General features: G+C 74.8%; 15 protein-coding genes. 8 read left to right on the forward strand and 7 right to left on the reverse strand.

Translation table 11 applies throughout. The features are described 5' to 3' along the window. The first annotated feature begins 41 nt into the window (after positions 1-41). The gene (locus tag B9L22_RS08385) at positions 42-1,133 is read left to right on the forward strand and encodes an LLM class flavin-dependent oxidoreductase (RefSeq protein WP_021483059.1); all 1,092 of its coding nucleotides are present in this window, start codon (positions 42-44) and stop codon (positions 1,131-1,133) included. 155 nt (positions 1,134-1,288) lie between these two features. On the opposite strand, the gene B9L22_RS08390 is transcribed toward B9L22_RS08385, so the two are convergent. Further along, the gene (locus tag B9L22_RS08390; protein WP_086149982.1) at positions 1,289-2,344 is read right to left on the reverse strand and encodes an NAD-dependent epimerase/dehydratase family protein; all 1,056 of its coding nucleotides are present in this window, start codon (positions 2,342-2,344) and stop codon (positions 1,289-1,291) included. 148 nt (positions 2,345-2,492) lie between these two features. On the opposite strand from B9L22_RS08390, the gene B9L22_RS08395 reads away from it, so the two are divergent. Next, entirely contained in the window at positions 2,493-2,747 is a 255-nt protein-coding gene (locus tag B9L22_RS08395) for a type II toxin-antitoxin system Phd/YefM family antitoxin (RefSeq protein ID WP_086149983.1), read from the forward strand. Then, positions 2,744-3,136 carry a PIN domain-containing protein gene (locus tag B9L22_RS08400; protein ID WP_158097176.1) on the forward strand — a complete coding sequence of 131 codons (393 nt, stop codon included), beginning with the start codon at positions 2,744-2,746 and terminating at the stop codon, positions 3,134-3,136. Before B9L22_RS08395 ends, B9L22_RS08400 begins: the two co-directional genes overlap by 4 nt. Before the next feature lie 13 nt (positions 3,137-3,149). Here the strand turns inward: B9L22_RS08400 and B9L22_RS08405 are convergent, their stop codons facing one another. Next, positions 3,150-4,013, reverse strand: coding sequence for a siderophore-interacting protein (locus B9L22_RS08405; protein ID WP_158097177.1), 864 nt, complete (start codon positions 4,011-4,013; stop codon positions 3,150-3,152). A 105-nt stretch (positions 4,014-4,118) separates the two neighbouring features. Next, positions 4,119-5,258 carry an epoxide hydrolase family protein gene (locus B9L22_RS08410; RefSeq protein WP_086149985.1) on the reverse strand — a complete coding sequence of 380 codons (1,140 nt, stop codon included), beginning with the start codon at positions 5,256-5,258 and terminating at the stop codon, positions 4,119-4,121. A 140-nt stretch (positions 5,259-5,398) separates the two neighbouring features. Here B9L22_RS08410 and B9L22_RS08415 point away from each other — a divergent pair, with 140 nt between their 5' ends. After that, entirely contained in the window at positions 5,399-6,349 is a 951-nt protein-coding gene (locus B9L22_RS08415) for a YafY family protein (RefSeq protein WP_086149986.1), read from the forward strand. Between the two features lie 96 nt (positions 6,350-6,445). Here B9L22_RS08415 and B9L22_RS08420 read toward each other — a convergent pair whose 3' ends face one another. Together B9L22_RS08420 and B9L22_RS08425 are read right to left on the reverse strand one after the other, a co-directional pair. Next, the gene (locus tag B9L22_RS08420; RefSeq protein WP_086149987.1) at positions 6,446-6,874 is read right to left on the reverse strand and encodes a type II toxin-antitoxin system VapC family toxin; all 429 of its coding nucleotides are present in this window, start codon (positions 6,872-6,874) and stop codon (positions 6,446-6,448) included. Continuing rightward, positions 6,871-7,158, reverse strand: a complete 288-nt coding sequence (locus B9L22_RS08425) for an Arc family DNA-binding protein (RefSeq protein ID WP_085388609.1) — start codon at positions 7,156-7,158, stop codon at positions 6,871-6,873. Before B9L22_RS08425 ends, B9L22_RS08420 begins: the two co-directional genes overlap by 4 nt. A gap of 108 nt (positions 7,159-7,266) precedes the next feature. Here B9L22_RS08425 and hrpA point away from each other — a divergent pair, with 108 nt between their 5' ends. Next, positions 7,267-12,108 carry an ATP-dependent RNA helicase HrpA gene (hrpA, locus tag B9L22_RS08430; RefSeq protein ID WP_086149988.1) on the forward strand — a complete coding sequence of 1,614 codons (4,842 nt, stop codon included), beginning with the start codon at positions 7,267-7,269 and terminating at the stop codon, positions 12,106-12,108. Between the two features lie 57 nt (positions 12,109-12,165). Here the strand turns inward: hrpA and B9L22_RS08435 are convergent, their stop codons facing one another. Next, the gene (locus B9L22_RS08435; protein ID WP_198947254.1) at positions 12,166-13,014 is read right to left on the reverse strand and encodes an endo alpha-1,4 polygalactosaminidase; all 849 of its coding nucleotides are present in this window, start codon (positions 13,012-13,014) and stop codon (positions 12,166-12,168) included. A gap of 282 nt (positions 13,015-13,296) precedes the next feature. On the opposite strand from B9L22_RS08435, the gene B9L22_RS08440 reads away from it, so the two are divergent. The 3 genes from B9L22_RS08440 to B9L22_RS08450 all read left to right on the forward strand — a co-directional run bounded on the left by B9L22_RS08440 (position 13,297) and on the right by B9L22_RS08450 (position 15,494). Next, entirely contained in the window at positions 13,297-14,502 is a 1,206-nt protein-coding gene (locus B9L22_RS08440) for a beta-ketoacyl synthase (RefSeq protein ID WP_086149990.1), read from the forward strand. A 101-nt stretch (positions 14,503-14,603) separates the two neighbouring features. After that, the gene (locus B9L22_RS08445; RefSeq protein ID WP_086149991.1) at positions 14,604-15,182 is read left to right on the forward strand and encodes an O-acetyl-ADP-ribose deacetylase; all 579 of its coding nucleotides are present in this window, start codon (positions 14,604-14,606) and stop codon (positions 15,180-15,182) included. 93 nt (positions 15,183-15,275) lie between these two features. Then, positions 15,276-15,494, forward strand: coding sequence for a PspC domain-containing protein (locus B9L22_RS08450; RefSeq protein ID WP_086149992.1), 219 nt, complete (start codon positions 15,276-15,278; stop codon positions 15,492-15,494). Positions 15,495-15,568: 74 nt separating this feature from the next. On the opposite strand, the gene B9L22_RS08455 is transcribed toward B9L22_RS08450, so the two are convergent. After that, the gene (locus tag B9L22_RS08455; protein WP_086149993.1) at positions 15,569-16,549 is read right to left on the reverse strand and encodes a hypothetical protein; all 981 of its coding nucleotides are present in this window, start codon (positions 16,547-16,549) and stop codon (positions 15,569-15,571) included. Between the last annotated feature and the right edge of the window lie 199 nt (positions 16,550-16,748).

Consider the following 16,748-nt stretch of genomic DNA (forward strand, 5'->3'; position numbering starts at 1 on the left):
GCACCGGTCCCCCGACGGTCGCCCGACCGCAGGAGCAGATCATGACCGACGAGACGACCTCCCCGATCCCCACCGAGAGCGCGACGGCCGCACCGGATCCCGCGACGGTCGAGCTCGGGCTCGACACCTTCGGCGACGTGACCGCCGGGCCGGACGGCGTGCTCCTCAGCGGGGCGCGCACGATCCGCGACGTCGTCGAGGAGGCGGAGCTCGCGGACCAGGTCGGCGTCGACTTCTTCGGCGTCGGGGAGCACCACCGCGCGGACTTCGCCATCAGCGCGCCCGAGGTGGTGCTCGCCGGGATCGCGACGCGGACGTCGCGCATCCGCCTCGGCTCCGCGGTGACCGTGCTCAGCTCCGACGACCCGGTGCGCGTCTTCGAGCGGTTCTCCACGCTGGACGCGCTGTCCGGCGGGCGCGCGGAGGTCATCCTGGGGCGCGGGTCGTTCATCGAGTCGTTCCCGCTGTTCGGCTACGACCTCGCCGACTACGAGGTGCTGTTCGAGGAGAAGCTCGACCTGTTCGTCCACCTGCTCGACGAGGGCCCGGTCACGTGGTCGGGCACGACGCGCGCCGGGCTCGCCGACCAGGAGGTGTGGCCCAAGACCGAGAGCGGGCGCCTGCGCACGTGGGTCGGGGTCGGCGGCTCGCCCGAGTCGGTCGTGCGGACCGCGCGGCACGGCCTGGGTCTCATGCTCGCGATCATCGGCGGCGAGCCCGAGCGGTTCCGCCCTTACGTGGACCTCTACCACCGCGCGGTCGAGGAGCTCGGCACCCCGGTGCTGCCGATCGGCGTGCACTCGCCCGGCCACGTCGCCGAGACCGACGAGCAGGCCCAGGAGGAGGTCTACGAGCACTTCGCGGCGATGAACAACCGGATCGGGCGCGAGCGTGGCTGGCCCGCGTACCACCGCGGGCGGTTCGCCCACGACGTGCGCGACGGCTCGCTCTACGTCGGCTCGCCCGAGACCGTGGCCCGCAAGATCGCCCGCACCGTCCGCCTCCTCGGCGCGGGCCGGTTCGACCTCAAGTACTCGACCGGCACGCTCCCCCACTCGACGATGCTGCGCAGCATCGAGCTCTACGGCACCCAGGTCATCCCCCGCGTCCGCGAGCTCCTCGCGGAGCACTGACCCCCACCGATCGCCTGCGCGGCCCGACCGCCCGGTCGAACACGATGTTGCTGTCGCCATCGGGGCGAGAACGACAGCGACGTCGTGTTCGACGGAGGGCAGGGTCGTGCTCGACGGCGGCTGGTCGGCGGGCCGCGGGTCAGCGCGTCGGCGGGTCAGCCGCGGCCGGCGGCGCGCAGCGCGGCGGCCTCGAGGTCCGGCGGGAGCCCGACGGCGGGGCGGTCCGCGCGCTGCGGCGTCGTCCCTCCCGTGGCGTCGAGGGCGCGGAGCCATGCCCACGTGTCGCGCACCGTCTCGCGCACGTCGCGCGTGCGCAGGCCGAGCGCCGCCGCGCGCGACGTGTCGGAGCCGTGGAGCGCGTCGTGCAGCTCGCCCGGCGGCAGCCAGACCGGGAGCTGGGTCCACGGCTCGATCCCGGCCGCGAGGACGGCCTCCGGCTCGACCCACACGAGCTGGGCGGGCGGGTCGCCCGCTGCTGCCGCGTCGTCGGCGGTCGCCTCGACGCACGCGGCGAGCAGCTCGCCCATGGTCGTGTGCCCGGGCGCGCTGACGACGTCGACCGGCCCGGACGCGCCCGCGAGCGCCACGTCGAGCGCGAACGCGGCGAGGTCGCGCGCGTCGACGTACTGCAGCGGCAGGTCGGCGGGCCCGGGGGCGAGCACCGGGCCGCCGCGCGCGACGCGCCGCAGCCACCACGGCAGGCGGCCGACGTTCTCCCGCGGCCCGAGGATGAGGCCCGCGCGCAGGAGGATCGCCCGGTCGCCGAGCGCGTCGGTCACGGCGATCTCCGCGCCGCGCTTGGCGCGGGCGTAGTCGTCGGAGGTCGTGCCGTCCGGGTCGCCGTCGACGAGCTCCGACGTCTCGTCGGCTCCGCGCGGTCGCGGGAACGGGTACACCGAGCGCGACGACACGTAGACGTACCGGTCGTCGCCCGGCACCCGGCCGGCGAGGAGCCGGGCGGCGTCGCGTGCCGCCGCGGGCGCCCAGGACCACGTGTCGACGACGACGTCCCACTTCTGCGGGACGTCGTCCACGCGCAGCGCGTCCAGGCCGTCGGGCCGGGTGCGGTCGCCCACGAGCTGCCGGACGCCGTCGGGCACGGGCGTGGTGCCCCGGTTGAGGACGGTGACGTCCCAGCCGCGGGCGAGGGCGTCGTCGACGACGGCGCGCCCCACGAAGTCGGAACCGCCGAGCACGAGGAGTCGGGTCATGGGCCCACTGTGGCGCGCCGTCGGTCTGCTTGCAGCCCGTTACGCCGCCCGCAGACGGCCGCGGGAGGGACCTTACGACCCTCGCGGGCCTTCCGCGGAGCACACTGGCCAGGTATCCTGGCCAGGACGACCGACCCGAGGAGCGGCGATGCAGGTCAACGTGCTCGAGGCCAAGAACAACCTCTCCCAGCTCGTCAGCCGTGCCGCGGCCGGCGAGGACGTGGTCATCGCGCGCCGTGGTGTCCCGCTCGTGCGGCTCGTGCCGGTCCGGGCCGACCTCGCGCACGGGACCGGGGCGGCGATCGTCGAGTGGCTCGACGACCACCCGCCGTCGCGACGTACTGCCCGCTCTGGGAGCCAGATCGACGCCGACATCGAGGCCGCGCGCGAGGGCTGGGAGTGATCTACCTCGACACGTGCCTCGTCATCTACCTGGTCGAGGACGCCGAGCGTGGTCCGCACGTGCGTGAGCTGCTGGCCCGGCACGGGCACGAGGAGTTCGCGATCAGCCCGCTCGTCCGGCTCGAGTGCCTCGTGGGACCGCTGCGGTCCGGGGACCCGGAGCTCGAGGACCGGTACCGGGGCGCGCTCGACCTGTTCGTCGAGCTTTCCCTCGATACGGCGGCCTTCGAGCGGGCGGCACGCCTGCGCGCCTCCTCGTCGCTCCGGACGCCCGACGCGCTGCACCTCGCCGCCGCGCAGGTCCACGGGTGCTCCGCCCTGTGGACGAACGACTCGCGGCTCGCCGTCGCCGGGCGCGGGCTCGCCGTCGACGTCCTGCACGGCAGCTGACCCGGGCGAGGCGTCAGTCCGGGTCGGTCGGGTCCAAAGGAGCCTCGGGGTCGAGGTTGACGACGCCGCGGCGCCAGTAGCCGTGGACGGCGAGCTGGTCGGGCCGCGCGCCGGAGCCGCGCAGCGCACGGCGGACCGCGACGAGGTCGGTCGCCTCGCCCGCGGCGAACACGTACTCGTCGGCGTCGAGCGGGCCGAGCGCGCGGACGGCCTCGGCGAGCTGTCCCGGCCCGTCGGTGCGGTAGAGGAGCTCGGTCGTCGCGCGCCCGAGCTCGTCCTCGACGAACGCCTCGTCGACGTCGTCGCCGATCTCCACGATCGCGGTCACGGGCACCTCGGCCCCGACCGCCTCCACCCAGCGCGCGAGCGCCGACAGGCCCGTCTCGTCCCCGACGAGCAGGAGCCGCCGGACGCCGTCCGGCACGGCGCGGCTCGTCGTCGGGCCGGCGAGCACGACCTCGTCGCCCACCGCCGCCCGTGCGGCCCACGCCGACGCCGGGCCACCCTCGCCGGTGGGCGGCGCACCCGGGTCGGTGCCGCCGTGGAGCACCCAGTCGACGTCGACCTCGGGAACCCCGTCGACGGTCCGCGTCGCCCGGACGGTCAGCTCGCGCGAGATCGACACGACGCCTGCCGGGCGCTGGAGGGCGCCGTCGTCGGTGAGCGTCGGGGCGTGCAGGACGCCGGTGGCCGGGTCCGGGAGGAACACCTTGACGTGGTCGTCGGGACCGGGCACGCGCAGCGTCGCGAGCGAGGCCTCGCCCGGGGCGGCGTCGCGGAAGGTGAGGCGGCGCAGCGCGCCGGACGTCTCCCGGACGGCGTGCACGCGGACGCGGCGCGGGACGAGGTCGAGGCGGGTCGCGGGTCGGGAGAACACCGCCCCATTCTGCGCCGAGCACGACGTCGCCGTCGTCATCCGGCCGATGACGACGGCGACGTCGTGGTCGAGCGCGCGGTACCCCGTTCTCGACGGTCGCGGGCGTCAGGCGAAGAAGACCCGGAGGTCGGCGACGACGTCGAGCGGGACCTCGAGCGCCGCGTAGTGACCACCGCGCGGGTGCTCGGACCAGTGCTCGATCCGGGCGTTGTCGCGCTCGGCGAACGCGCGGATCGTCTGGAAGTCGTCGGCGAAGACGGCCACGCCGATCCGACCCCGGCTCACGACCGGCTCGGCGCCCGAGCGCTGCTCCGCGTAGTGGTAGCGCGCGGCGGTCGCGTAGGAGTTGGTCAGCCAGTAGAGCGTCGCCTGGGCGAGCACCTGGTCGGCGCTCACGAGGCTCGTCCCGTTGCCGAAGCTCTCGAACAGCTCGTGGTAGGCGAGGACGGCGACGGGCGAGTCGGCGAGCCCCGCGGCCATCGTCTGCGGCCGCGACGCGTTCATCGTGTTGTAGGCACCCACGGACTGGAACCACTGGAGGTGCCCGAGCGCGGCGAGCTCCTTCTCGCCGAAGCCGTCCATCTCGCCGGGAGCGCCCGACGGGAAGGAGAAGAGCTGGAGCACGTGGGCGCCGAGGAAACCCTCGGGGTCGAGGACCGCGAGCTCGCGGCCGACCATCGCGCCGCCGTCGCTGCCGTGGATCCCGTAGGAGTCGTACCCGAGGTCGCGCATGAGGACGTCGTAGGTGCGGGCGACGCGGGCCATCGTCCAGTCCGTGTCCCCGACGACGGGCGTCGAGAACCCGAAGCCCGGCATGGAGGGGATGACGAGGTGGAACGCGTCCTCGGGCCGGCCGCCGTGGGCGACAGGGTCGACGAGCGGGTCGATCATGTCGAGGAAGTCGAGGAACGAGCCCGGGTAGGTGTGTGCGAGCAGCAGGGGCGTCGCGTCGTCGTGCCGGGAGCGCACGTGGAGGTAGTGGATCGGCTGGCCGTCGATCTCGGCGCGGAAGCCCGGGTACGCGTCGACCCGGTCCTCGACCGCCCTCCAGTCGAACGCCGTCCAGCGCCCGACCATGTCGCGCAGGTAGGACTCGGGCGTCCCGTAGTCCCAGGAGTCGCCGGGGGCGGCGGGCGCGAACCGGGTCCGTTCGAGGCGCGACCGGAGGTCGTCGAGGTCGGCCTGCGGGACGGCGACGGAGAACGGGCGGTGCTCGAGGGACGGGGAGCGGTGCGACGCGGTCATGGTGGTCTCCTCGGTCGGGCGGGGCCTCGTGCCCTGCTCTGCTCCCGACTCTAGGAAGGGTTTAGGAACGCTTCCTTCCGTTATTCTGGCTGTGCTCTGAGGAGTTCTCCCGCGTCGTCCGTCGACCCCAGGAGGGACCCGTGGCCTCCACCTCGGCCCGCATGCTCGCGCTGCTCGGCCTGCTCCAGTCGCGCCCCGACTGGTCGGGCGCCGAGCTCGCCGAGCGCCTCGACGTCAGCGACCGCACGGTCCGCAACGACGTCGCCCGCCTGCGCGAGCTCGGCTACCCCGTCGACGCGGTGCGCGGCCCGGGCGGCCGGTACCGGCTCGGCGCCGGGGCGCGGCTGCCCCCGCTCCTGCTCGACGACGCCGAGGCCGTCGCGGTCGCCGTCGGGCTGCGGGCCGCGACCGGCACGGCGGGCTTCGAGGAGTCCGGGGCGTCCGCGCTCGCGAAGCTGGAGCAGGTCATGCCGGACCGCCTGCGCCGTCGTCTCGCCGCCCTCCGGTCCGCGAGCGCCGCCGGCCCCGCGAACACGGACTCGAACGTCGAGGACCCGGTCGTCGATCCGGACACGCTCACCGCCCTGGCCGACGCCGTGCGCGACCACCAGGGCCTGCGCTGCTTCTACCGCGACGAGCCGCTCGAGCTGGAGCCCTACCGCCTCGTCGCGTGGCAGCGCCGCTGGTTCCTCGTGGCCCGCGACCCGGCGACGGGCGCGTGGGCTCCCTACCGCGTCGACTGGCTCGTGCTGCGCGTGCCGGGCGGGCGGCGGTTCGCGCCGGTGGACTTCCCCGGCGACCTGACCGAGTTCGTCGTGCGCGAGGTCGCGCGCGCCGGCTGGGCCGTGCACGCCCGGATCGTCGTCGACGCGCCCGCCGACGAGGTGCTGCGGCGCATCAACCCGACGGTCGGCACGGTCGAACCGCTCGCCGACGACCGCTGCGTCCTCGTCACCGGCGGCGACAGCGTCGAGGTCGTCGCGGTGTGGGTCGGGATGCTGGGCCTCGACTTCCACGTGACAGAGCCGCCGGCCCTCGTCGACCACGTGCGCACCCTGGCGACCCGCTACGCCCGCGCGACCCCGCCGTGACCCGACCCGGTCGCCGAGCATGGGGCTGGCGGCCTTCCTTCGAGGGAATCGGTCGCCGAGCCCATGCTCGGCGACGGTCGGGGGCTCCCGCGTCAGTCAGGTCGTGCGTGGGTCCCACGGGTCGACGACGTCCACTCCGGTAGCGGCGAAGTCACGGACGTTGCGCGTCGCGAGCGTCGCGTCGTGCACGCGGCAGATCGCAGCGATCTGCGCGTCGGCCAGGCTCATCGGCCGGCCCGCTCGCTCGCGGAGCGCCAGGAGGGTGCCCCCGACGCGCGCGGCGTCGGCGTCGTACGGGAGCACCCGGCCCGCGAAGGTCGTGGTGACGTGCTCCTCGACGAGCGCGGCGAGGCGGTCACGGCGCCGCCCTTCGGGGAGCCGCGCCACCCCGTGGACGATCTCGCCGACGGTGACCGCCGTGATCGACAGCGCCTGCGGAGCCTGCGCGTCGAGCCAGCGGAGCACGCGCGCCTCGGGCACCGGGCGGATCACCTCGGACACCACGTTCGTGTCGAGGACGATCACGTGTCCGCGGTCTCCCGGTCCGGCGTGCCCGGTTCGTCGGAGAGGTCGACGACCCGGCCGTGCTCCGAGCGCGCGGGGAGGTCGAGCTCGACCGCCAGACCGGCGTCGGCGAACGACCTGTGGATGAAGGTGCCCAGCCCCCGTTCCAGCCCGCTGGGGGCTGTCACCGCGGACGTGAGGATCTCGCGCACCTCCGCCTCCATGGACCGCCCGTGCTCCGCCGCCCGCGCCCGCAGCCGTTCGCGCACGTCGTCGTCGAGCCCTCGGATCGTCAGCGTCGCCACCTGGACCACCTCCCACGCATGACGCTAGCAAAATGACAGCACGATCGGCCAGGGTCGGCCCCTCCTCGAGAGCAATGAAGTTGCGAGAGGTTGAGAGAATGGACCGTCGTGAGTACCGAGCCCGCAGCGAACCAGCCTGACGCGCGCCCTCCCCAGCCGGACGGCGCCGCCGAGGGCACCCCGCGCGAGGGTCGCCGACGCCGCGGGAACCGCCGCGGGCGCGGGCGGGGCGAGCGGACGGCGTCGGGCACCTCGACGACCAGGGAGCCGACGCGTCGCGGTCGGGGCGAGCGGACGACGTCGGGCCCGCGGCAGGTGAGCCGCGCGCAGCTCGACCGGGCCGCGCAGGCGCGCGAGAACGTGACGGTCCCGCCCATCACGTACCCCGAGCAGCTCCCCGTCAGCGCCCGACGCGCGGACATCGCCGCCGCGATCCGCGACCACCAGGTCGTCATCGTGGCGGGCGAGACGGGCTCCGGGAAGACGACGCAGCTCCCCAAGATCGCGCTCGAGCTCGGCCGAGGCCGCTCGGGTCAGGTCGGGCACACGCAGCCCCGCCGCATCGCCGCGCGCACGGTCGCCGAGCGCATCGCGGAGGAGCTCGGCACGGAGCTGGGCGGCGTCGTCGGGTACCAGGTGCGGTTCACCGACACCTCCAGCGAGGACACGCTCGTCAAGGTCATGACGGACGGCATCCTGCTCGCGCAGATCCAGCGCGACCCGGAGCTTCTCGCGTACGACACGATCATCGTCGACGAGGCGCACGAGCGGTCCCTCAACATCGACTTCCTGCTCGGCTACCTCGCGCGGCTCCTGCCGCGCCGCCCCGACCTCAAGCTGATCATCACGTCGGCGACGATCGACTCCGAGCGCTTCGCGCAGCACTTCTCCCCCGCGCACCTCGCCCAGCTCGGCGGCGCGCCGGACTACGTGGTCGACGCCCTGCCCGACGCCGCGCCCGTCGTCGAGGTGTCCGGCCGCACCTACCCGGTCGAGATCCGGTACCGGCCGCTGTCCCCCGACGTCGACCCCGGCGCCTCCACCGGCAGCGGCACGAAGGCGAAGGGCCGCGCGGGCGCCGAGGAGAAGGACCTCGTGACCGGCATCGTCGACGCGTGCGACGAGCTCATGCGCGAGGGACCGGGCGACATCCTCGTGTTCCTCTCCGGCGAGCGCGAGATCCACGACGCCGCCGACGCGCTCACCGGCCACCTCAAGGACCGCGTCACCGACCCGAAGCACCCGCAGCGCGTCGAGATCCTGCCGCTGTACGCGCGGCTGTCGTCGGCCGAGCAGCACCGCGTGTTCCAGGCGCACTCCTCGCGGCGCATCGTGCTCGCGACGAACGTCGCCGAGACGTCGCTCACCGTGCCGGGCATCCACTACGTCGTCGACCCCGGCACGGCCCGCATCTCGCGCTACTCCAAGGCGACGAAGGTCCAGCGCCTGCCCATCGAGCCCGTCTCGCAGGCGAGCGCGAACCAGCGCTCCGGCCGCTCCGGCCGCGTCGCCGACGGCATCGCGGTGCGCCTCTACTCCGAGGACGACTTCCTCTCCCGGCCCGAGTTCACCGAGCCGGAGATCCTGCGCACCTCCCTCGCGTCCGTGCTGCTCCAGATGATCTCCGTCGGCGTCGTCGAGACCCCCGACGAGGTCGCGCGCTTCCCGTTCGTCGAGCCCCCGGACACGCGCGCCGTGCGCGACGGCGTCCAGCTCCTCACCGAGCTCGGCGCCCTCGCCACGTCCGACGGCGTCACGCGCCTCACCGAGGTCGGGCGCGTCCTCGCGCAGCTCCCCATGGACCCGCGCCTCGCCCGCATGATCTGGGAGGGCTCGAGGCTGGGCGTCGCGCGCGAGGTCGCGATCATCGCCGCCGTCATGTCGATCCAGGACCCGCGCGAGCGCCCCGCCGAGGTCCGCGCGCAGGCCGACCAGGCGCACGCGCGCTTCACCGACCCGCACTCCGACTTCCTCACCTACCTCAACGTCTGGGAGTACGTCCGCGAGCAGCAGCACGAGCTCTCGTCGTCGGCATTCCGCCGCCTGTGCAAGGCCGAGTACCTCAACTTCCTGCGCATCCGCGAGTGGCAGGACGTCGTCGCCCAGCTCCGCGAGATGTCCAAGCCCCTCGGCATCGACATGTCGTACCGCCCCCGCGCGCGTCACGGGTCGGGCGTCGCGGGGGACGCGGCACCGACGTCCGGGCGACGTGCAGGACGAGCGGTGGGGGCGGCGTCGGATGCGAGAGAGCGTCAAGCCGCGCTCGTGAACTCCCGGCCGGACGACCAGGGCGACGGCGCGGCAGCTCCGAGCACCGACGCCGCCCCCACCGCGGACGCAACCCCCGAAAACCAGACCTACAAGCGCGCCTGGGACGGCGACACGATCCACAAGGCGCTCCTGTCCGGCCTGCTGTCGCAGATCGGGATGCAGGACACGGGCGAGGTGAAGGCGTCGTCGGTCGCGCACCTCAAGGGCGAGGCCCGCGCCAAGGCGCTGCGGCGCGCGCAGAAGCAGGCCCGCAACGAGTACACCGGCGCGCGCGGCGCGCGGTTCGCGATCTTCCCCGGCTCGCCGCTGAGCAAGAAGCCGCCGGCGTGGATCATGGCGGGCGAGCTCGTCGAGACGTCGCGGCTGTGGGCGCGCGACGTCGCCCGGATCCAGCCCGAGTGGGCCGAGGACCTCGCGGGCGACCTCGCGCGGCGCACGTACTCCGAGCCGCACTGGTCGACCAAGCGCGGCGCGGCGATCGCGACCGAGAAGGTGCTGCTGTACGGCGTGCCGATCGTCGCGGACCGCAAGGTCCTCTACGCCAAGGTCGACCCCGAGGCCGCGCGCGAGATGTTCGTGCGGCACGCGCTCGTGCAGGGCGAGTGGACGACGCACCACCGGTTCTTCCACGACAACCGCAAGCTCCTCGCCGAGGCGGAGGAGCTCGAGGCGCGCTCGCGCCAGCGCGGGCTCGTCGTCGACGACGACGTGCTGTTCGACTTCTACGACGAGCGCGTGCCCGACGACGTCGTGTCCGCCGCGCACTTCGACCGCTGGTGGAAGACGGCGCAGCGCCGCGACCCCGACCTCCTCACCTTCACGCTCGAACAGCTCGTGCCCGACGCCGAGCAGGTCGACACGTCGCAGTTCCCCGAGACCTGGCCGCAGGGCGAGCTGACGCTCCCGCTCACGTACCAGTTCCAGCCCGGGACCGAGGCCGACGGCGTGACCGTGCACGTCCCGATCTCCGTGCTCAACCGCGTCGTCCCCGACGGGTTCGACTGGATGGTGCCGGGCCTGCTCGACGAGCTCGCCACGGCGACGATCCGCTCGCTGCCCAAGCCGGTCCGCGTCCAGCTCGTGCCGGCACCGGACGTCGCGCGCGACGTCGTCGCCTGGCTCCGCGAGCACACGCCCGCCTGGGAGGACATGGCCCGCGCGGGCGACATGGCCGAGCCGTTCCACGTCGCGTTCACGCGCGCCGTCCGGGCGCTGCGCGACGTCGTCATCCCCGACGACGCGTGGGGCCCCGAGCAGGAGGCGCGCCTGCCCGCGCACCTGCGCATGACGTTCCGCGTCGAGGACACCCGCGGGCGCGGCGGCTCCGTCGTGCTCGACGAGTCGAAGGACCTTCTCGCGCTCCAGCGCCGTCTCGCGGCACAGAACCAGGCGGCGGTACGGGCGGCGGTCAAGGGCGCGGTGGGTGCTGCTCTGCGCGAGGCGGCGTCGGGTTCCGTCGGCGCGGGGTCGGGTCCGGCGGCGGAGGGGGCGTCGGTGCTCGGGCTACCATCCGCGCCGCTCGTTCCTCACGGCGCTCCCGCCAGGCCCGCCACGCCCTTCGCATCCGACGCCCCCTCCCCCGCCTCCGCGTCCGGCTCACCCGGGCGAGGTGCAGGACGAGCGGGCGGCGCGCCGTCGGGTGCGCCGGGCGTCGAGGCCGCGCGCGGCCACGGACGGCCGACCGCACCAGGTGACGGCGCGGCCGGCCCGAGCACCGACGGCGCACCGCCCCCGGACTCGACCACGAGCCTGGTGAGCGAGCGCACCGACCTGACGACGTGGCCCGACGACCTCGCCGACGGGCGGCTGCCCGCGACGGTGTCGACCGACCTCGGGGGTGGGGTCGTGGTGCGCGGGTACCCGGCGGTCGTCGAGGAGCAGGACGCGAAGGGGAAGCCGGTCGTCGCGCTGCGCGTGCTGGCCGACGCGACCGCGCAGGCGCGAGAGCACGCGCGGGGTGTGCGGCGTCTGCTGCTGACCGAGACGGCGCTCCAGACCGGGCGCATCACGAGCCGCTGGAACGGCACGCAGTCGCTCACGTTGGCGGCCAGCCCGTACCGGAACACGGACGCGCTCGTCGCGGACCTGCAGCTCGCCGCGGTGATCGCGCTGACGAGCGGCGGCAGCGGCCAGCCGGACGCGGCGACGATCAGAGACGCCGAGGCCTACGCGGCCGCGCGCACGTTCGTCCGCGCGCACCTGGAGGAGCACGTGCACCAGGTGGTCGGGCACGTGGTCGCCGCGCTCACCGCGTCGCGGAACCTCGACGCGGAGATCCGCGCGTCGAACAGCCTCGCGCTGCTCAACACGCTCACCGACCTGCGCGACCAGGCCGCGGGCCTGATCCACGACGGCTTCGTCTCGCAGACCCCGCCCCGACGCCTGCCGCACCTGACGCGCTACCTGCGGGCGGCGTCCTACCGGCTGGAGAAGGCGCAGTCGAACCCGAACCGCGACGCCGAGCTCGCGTGGCGCGTGCACGACGTCGAGGACGCCTACCAGCGCGCCCGTGCCGCGTACGCGCAGGGCCCGGCCGACCCGGTCCGCGCCGCCGACCTGGCCGAGGTGCGGTGGCTGATCGAGGAGCTGCGCGTGTCGCTGTTCGCGCAGCAGCTCGGCACCGACGGCCCGGTGAGCGAGAAGCGCATCCGCAAGCTCCTCACACCTGACGGCTGGTGACGCGCGGGGCGGGAACCCACGGTCATGCTCGTGGCGACCGGACGCTCCGCCGCGCCGTCAGCAGACGTCGTAGGCGTAGCCCGGCTCGTCCGGGCCGACGAGGTCGCGGTCGCGCAGGACGGTGAGCGCGGCGCGGTCGTCGCGGGCGCAGACGTCGTCGAAGGTCAGGCCTGCGCCGGCGAGCGCGTCGGGGTACTCGACCTGGAGCACGTGGTCGCCGTAGACGTCGGTGTACGCAGCGCACTCGTCGAAGACCGCGCACTCCTCGGTGACGGCGAGGTCGAAGCCGAGGTCGTCGTGCGCGACGGACGCGATCTCCGCCGCGTTCTTCTGCGCGACGGCGAGCCCGGCGTCGTGCGCGAGGTCGACGTACGCGCGGGCGAGGGCGTGGGCGCCGTCTTCGTCGACGGCGTCGAACCGCGTCCAGGTGTCGAGGTTGTCGAGCTCGACGGCGTCGAAGCCGGCGTCGGCGCAGCCCGTGACGACGGGCCCGAGGATCGCGAGGATGCCGTCGCGCTGCTCGGGCGTGGAGGGGTCGAGGACGTGCTCGTCCGGCCAGTCGGGGTCGACGACGAGCGTCCCGTCGGCGTCGTGCAGGAGCAGGTCCTCGTGGCCCTCGAGCCACCGGCCGGTCTCTCCCGGCTGGGTCTGGAAGCCGTTGACGTAGCAGACGGAGTACGCGCCCGGCAGCGGTGCGGCGGTCGCGTCCCGCACGACGACGTCCGGCCGCACGGGCCCGTCCCCCGCGTCGACCTCGTCGTACGCGCCGCCGAGCTGGTAGTCGAGCACGCCGTCCGTGGGCGGCAGGGCGGGCGTCTCCGCCCGGGCAGAAGCCGCGGGCGCCGGGGACGAGGGGGCGGCGCACGACCCGGTCCCGAGCACGACGACGCCCACGGCGACCGCCACCACGGCGCGGTGCGCGCGCCGTCGGGCAGCAGGCCCTCGCGTCCCCGCACGGTGCACCGCTGCTCCCCCGCCCTCGTCCCGCGGCCTCCCCGACGGCGGCCGCTGTGCCGACCGTACGCCGCCCGAGGGCGCTCGCGGCAGCCGTCCGCCGCTCCTGCCGGGATGTCGGCGTGCGCACCGTCACACCTGCGAGGGCGACAAAGGCCGTCGCGATGACTTGGAATAAGACCCATCGACCACACCCGTCGCCGTTCTCGGCGGCTCGGCTGCAAGGGGCACACCATGACACGAGTCGTCGTCAGCGGGTACGGGGCGGTGACCCCGGTCGGGCGCACCGCCCCCGACACGTGGGAGGCGCTGCTGCGCGGGGAGCCGGGGGTGCGGGCGATCGACGACGACTGGGCGGCCGAGCTGCCCGTGCGCATCGCCGCGCGCGTCGACGACGCCTTCGCCGAGGCGCTCTCCGTCCGGGAGCGGCGCCGCACGGACCGGGCCGAGCAGCTCACGCTCGTCGCGGGCCGGGAGGCGTGGGCGTCCGCCGGGTCGCCCGACGTCGACCCGACGCGTCTCGCCGTCGTCGTCGGCTCCGCGAACGGCGGGATCGCGACGACGCTCGACCAGTCGCGCGTCCTGCACGAGCAGGGCCACCGGCGCGTGTCCCCGCACACCGTGACGATGCTCATGGCCAACGGCCCGGCCGCGTGGCTGTCGATCGACCTCGGCGCCAAGGCCGGCGCGCGCGCCCCGATCAGCGCGTGCGCGGCGGGCTCGGAGGCGATCACGATGGGCCGCGAGATGATCCTCGCCGGCTCGGCGGACGTCGTCGTGTGCGGGGGCGTCGAGGCGGGCGTCCAGCCGTTCTCGCTCGCGGCCTTCGCCGCGGCCCGCGCGATGTCGACCCGCAACGACGAGCCGGAGCGCGCGTCCCGGCCGTTCGACGTGGACCGGGACGGGTTCGTCATGGGCGAGGGCTCGACGCTCCTCGTGCTCGAGCGCGAGGAGCACGCCCGGGCCCGCGGGGCGGTCGTGCACGGCGTCGTCTCGGGTGCGGCCCTGACGTCGGACGCGTACGACATCGTCGGCGGGGACCCCGAGAACCAGGCCCGCACCATCATGATGGCGCTGCGCTCGGCGGGCCTCTCCCCCGAGGACGTCGGGCTCGTCCACGCGCACGCGACGGCGACCCCCGTCGGGGACGTCAACGAGGCGGACGCGCTGCGCGCCGCCCTCGGGATGCCGCCGCCCGTCACGAGCACGAAGGGCGCGACGGGCCACCTCCTCGGCGCGTCGGGCGCGCTGGGCGTCCTCGTCGCGCTCCTCGCCCTGCGCGACGGCCGCGTGCCGCCCACGCTCAACGTCGACACGCTCGACCCCGCGATCGACCTCGACGTCGTGCGGGAGGCGGCCGCGACGTCGGCCCGGCACGCGCTCGTCGACGCGTTCGGGTTCGGCGGTCACAGCTCGAGCGTCGTGGTCTCGCGCGACTGACCAGGGTCGCCGAGCACGAGGTCGCCGTCGGCAAGGCGGCCAGGACGCCACGGACCCCGTGGTCGACGGCGAGCAACCCCCTCCCCGGGCACCATGGAGCGATGGACCTCGACGCGCGCCTCGCCGACATCACGACGCTCGACGTCGACGCGATCGTCAACGCCGCGAACTCGTCCCTGCTGGGCGGCGGCGGGGTGGACGGCGCGATCCACGCCGCGGCCGGGCCGCGGCTCCTGGAGGAGTGCCGACGGCTCCGGCGCACGACCCTCCCCGACGGCCTGCCCGTGGGCGACGCCGTCGCCACCGACGCCTACGACCTCCCCGCCCGCTGGGTCGTGCACACCGTCGGGCCGAACCGCTACCGCGGCGAGACGGACCCCGCGCTCCTCGCGTCCTGCTTCGCCCGCTCGCTCGACGTCGCGGACGACCTCGGCGCCACGACCGTCGCCTTCCCCGCGATCAGCGCGGGCGCGTACGGCTGGGACGTCGAGGAGGTCGCCCGCGTGGCGGTGGACGCCGTCCGCGGCTGGTCCGCACCCGACCTCTTCGACGAGCCCGCCGGTCCGACGGCGGCCCAGGACCGGGACGGGTCGCGCCCCGGGCCGGGCGTCTCGGCCGTGACGTTCGCCCTCGCGACGCCGCGGGCGCTCGCGGCGTTCCAGGCCGCCCTCGCCCGCTGAGCCCCGACCCTCGGGGTCGCCGCCCCGAGGATCAGGGTCGGGTCGGGGGGCCTCCGGATACCGGGGCGCCCGGGACGCTCGTACCGTCAAGGCATGAGCACCTCAGACGCCTCCACCGCCGCGTACCGCCCGACGCTGTCCCGCCCGCGCCACGGCCGGATGATCGCCGGCGTGTGCGCCGGGATCGCCCGCCGGTTCGGCTGGGACCCGACCGTCGTCCGCATCGTCGCCGCGGTCTCGGTCCTGCTCCCGGGCCCCCAGGTCATCGCGTACCTGGTCCTGTGGGCCCTCATGCCGAACGACCGCGACTGACCACGGTCCACGCGCCGGTCGGGCAAAGCCCCTGGCGGTCGTTCGACCGACTCGTCCCGGCGGGCCGGGACGCCTCAGTCGAGATCGACGACGACGGCGCCGGACGGGTCACGCAGCACGGTGCCCTCGACCCTCACGGTGACCTCCAGCGGGCCCTGCGGCCATCGAGCACTCACCGTGTACGGGGCGGACGCGCGCACCTCCTCCCCGGCCACGAGGGAGAGCGGCTCCGCCTGGGCCCAGACGGCGGACGCCACGTCCACCCCTGCGTACCCGCGGAAGATCCCGTCCGCGACGCTCTGCGGGCAGGCGTCGCCCGTGAGCCCGGCGGCGGTGCACGAGGCGAGCAGCTCGTCGATGCGCGCCTCGGCCTCGGTGGCCACCTCGGCGCGGAGCACCGGGTCGACGTGCAGCATGTTCGAACGCAGCTCCGCTCCCGGAGGAGGCTGGATCTCGTCCGGGTCCACGGGGAACTCCACCGTGAACGGCTCGCTGTCGCCGCCGTCGGGATCGATCGTCGTGAGGTCCTGCGGCCCGGCGAGCTCGAGGTCGTAGATCCCGGGAAGCAGCCGCAGGGGCCCCGACGTCGCGAGGTCGAACGCGCCCGACCCCTCGACCACGATCTCCACCGGGACGCCCGGATGGACGACCGGGAGCCCGTGGTCGGACCAGAGCGCGACCCTCGGCTCCCCTCCGACGGTCTCCGTGCTGACCACGAGGGTGCGCGTCTCCTCCTCGCCGTCGAGCCGGTACTCGACGTCCACCGAGGACTCCGGGCCCGACCCGGTCACGGAGGTGACACGGGCCTCGACGGGGCGCACCGCCTCGGCGTAGACCGCGTCGTCGAGCGCGACCGGGCTGACCACCGACGGATCGCTCAGCAGCTCGCCCGCGCCCGTGGCGTCGCCGTCGACGAGGCGGTCGAAGAAGGTCGTGACCACCTGCTCCGCAGCCCTCTCCTCGGAGCTCTGGAACGAGCACCCCGCCACCGCCAGCGGGACGACCGCGGTCGTGAGGCCGGCGGCCCACCGCGCCGCGCGTGACGACGCCCTCACCGGATCACCGCCCCTGCTCGCGGACGGCTCCGGAGCCGTCGACGGTGGTCCCGGGCTCGGCGTCGGTCTTCCACGCCCTGCCCCGGAGGGACGACACGCCGGTCGGCGCACTGCACTCCATGCTGTTCCTCTTCCCCTTCTGCCCTACCCTCGTTCCGCCCCGGTCCCAGCACCGTCCGGAGCGTCACCGTCGAGCCCC

The sequence above is a fragment of the Cellulosimicrobium sp. KWT-B genome (assembly GCF_002127155.1).
GTDB lineage: Bacteria > Actinomycetota > Actinomycetes > Actinomycetales > Cellulomonadaceae > Cellulosimicrobium > Cellulosimicrobium funkei.

Coding starts and splice junctions, on each gene's coding strand:
- B9L22_RS08385 (WP_021483059.1), top strand. CDS start 42: ATGACCGACGAGACGACCTCCCCGATCCCCACCGAGAGCGCGACGGCC.
- B9L22_RS08390 (WP_086149982.1), bottom strand. CDS start 2,344: ATGACCCGACTCCTCGTGCTCGGCGGTTCCGACTTCGTGGGGCGCGCC.
- B9L22_RS08395 (WP_086149983.1), top strand. CDS start 2,493: ATGCAGGTCAACGTGCTCGAGGCCAAGAACAACCTCTCCCAGCTCGTC.
- B9L22_RS08410 (WP_086149985.1), bottom strand. CDS start 5,258: ATGACCGCGTCGCACCGCTCCCCGTCCCTCGAGCACCGCCCGTTCTCC.
- B9L22_RS08440 (WP_086149990.1), top strand. CDS start 13,297: ATGACACGAGTCGTCGTCAGCGGGTACGGGGCGGTGACCCCGGTCGGG.
- B9L22_RS08445 (WP_086149991.1), top strand. CDS start 14,604: ATGGACCTCGACGCGCGCCTCGCCGACATCACGACGCTCGACGTCGAC.
- B9L22_RS08450 (WP_086149992.1), top strand. CDS start 15,276: ATGAGCACCTCAGACGCCTCCACCGCCGCGTACCGCCCGACGCTGTCC.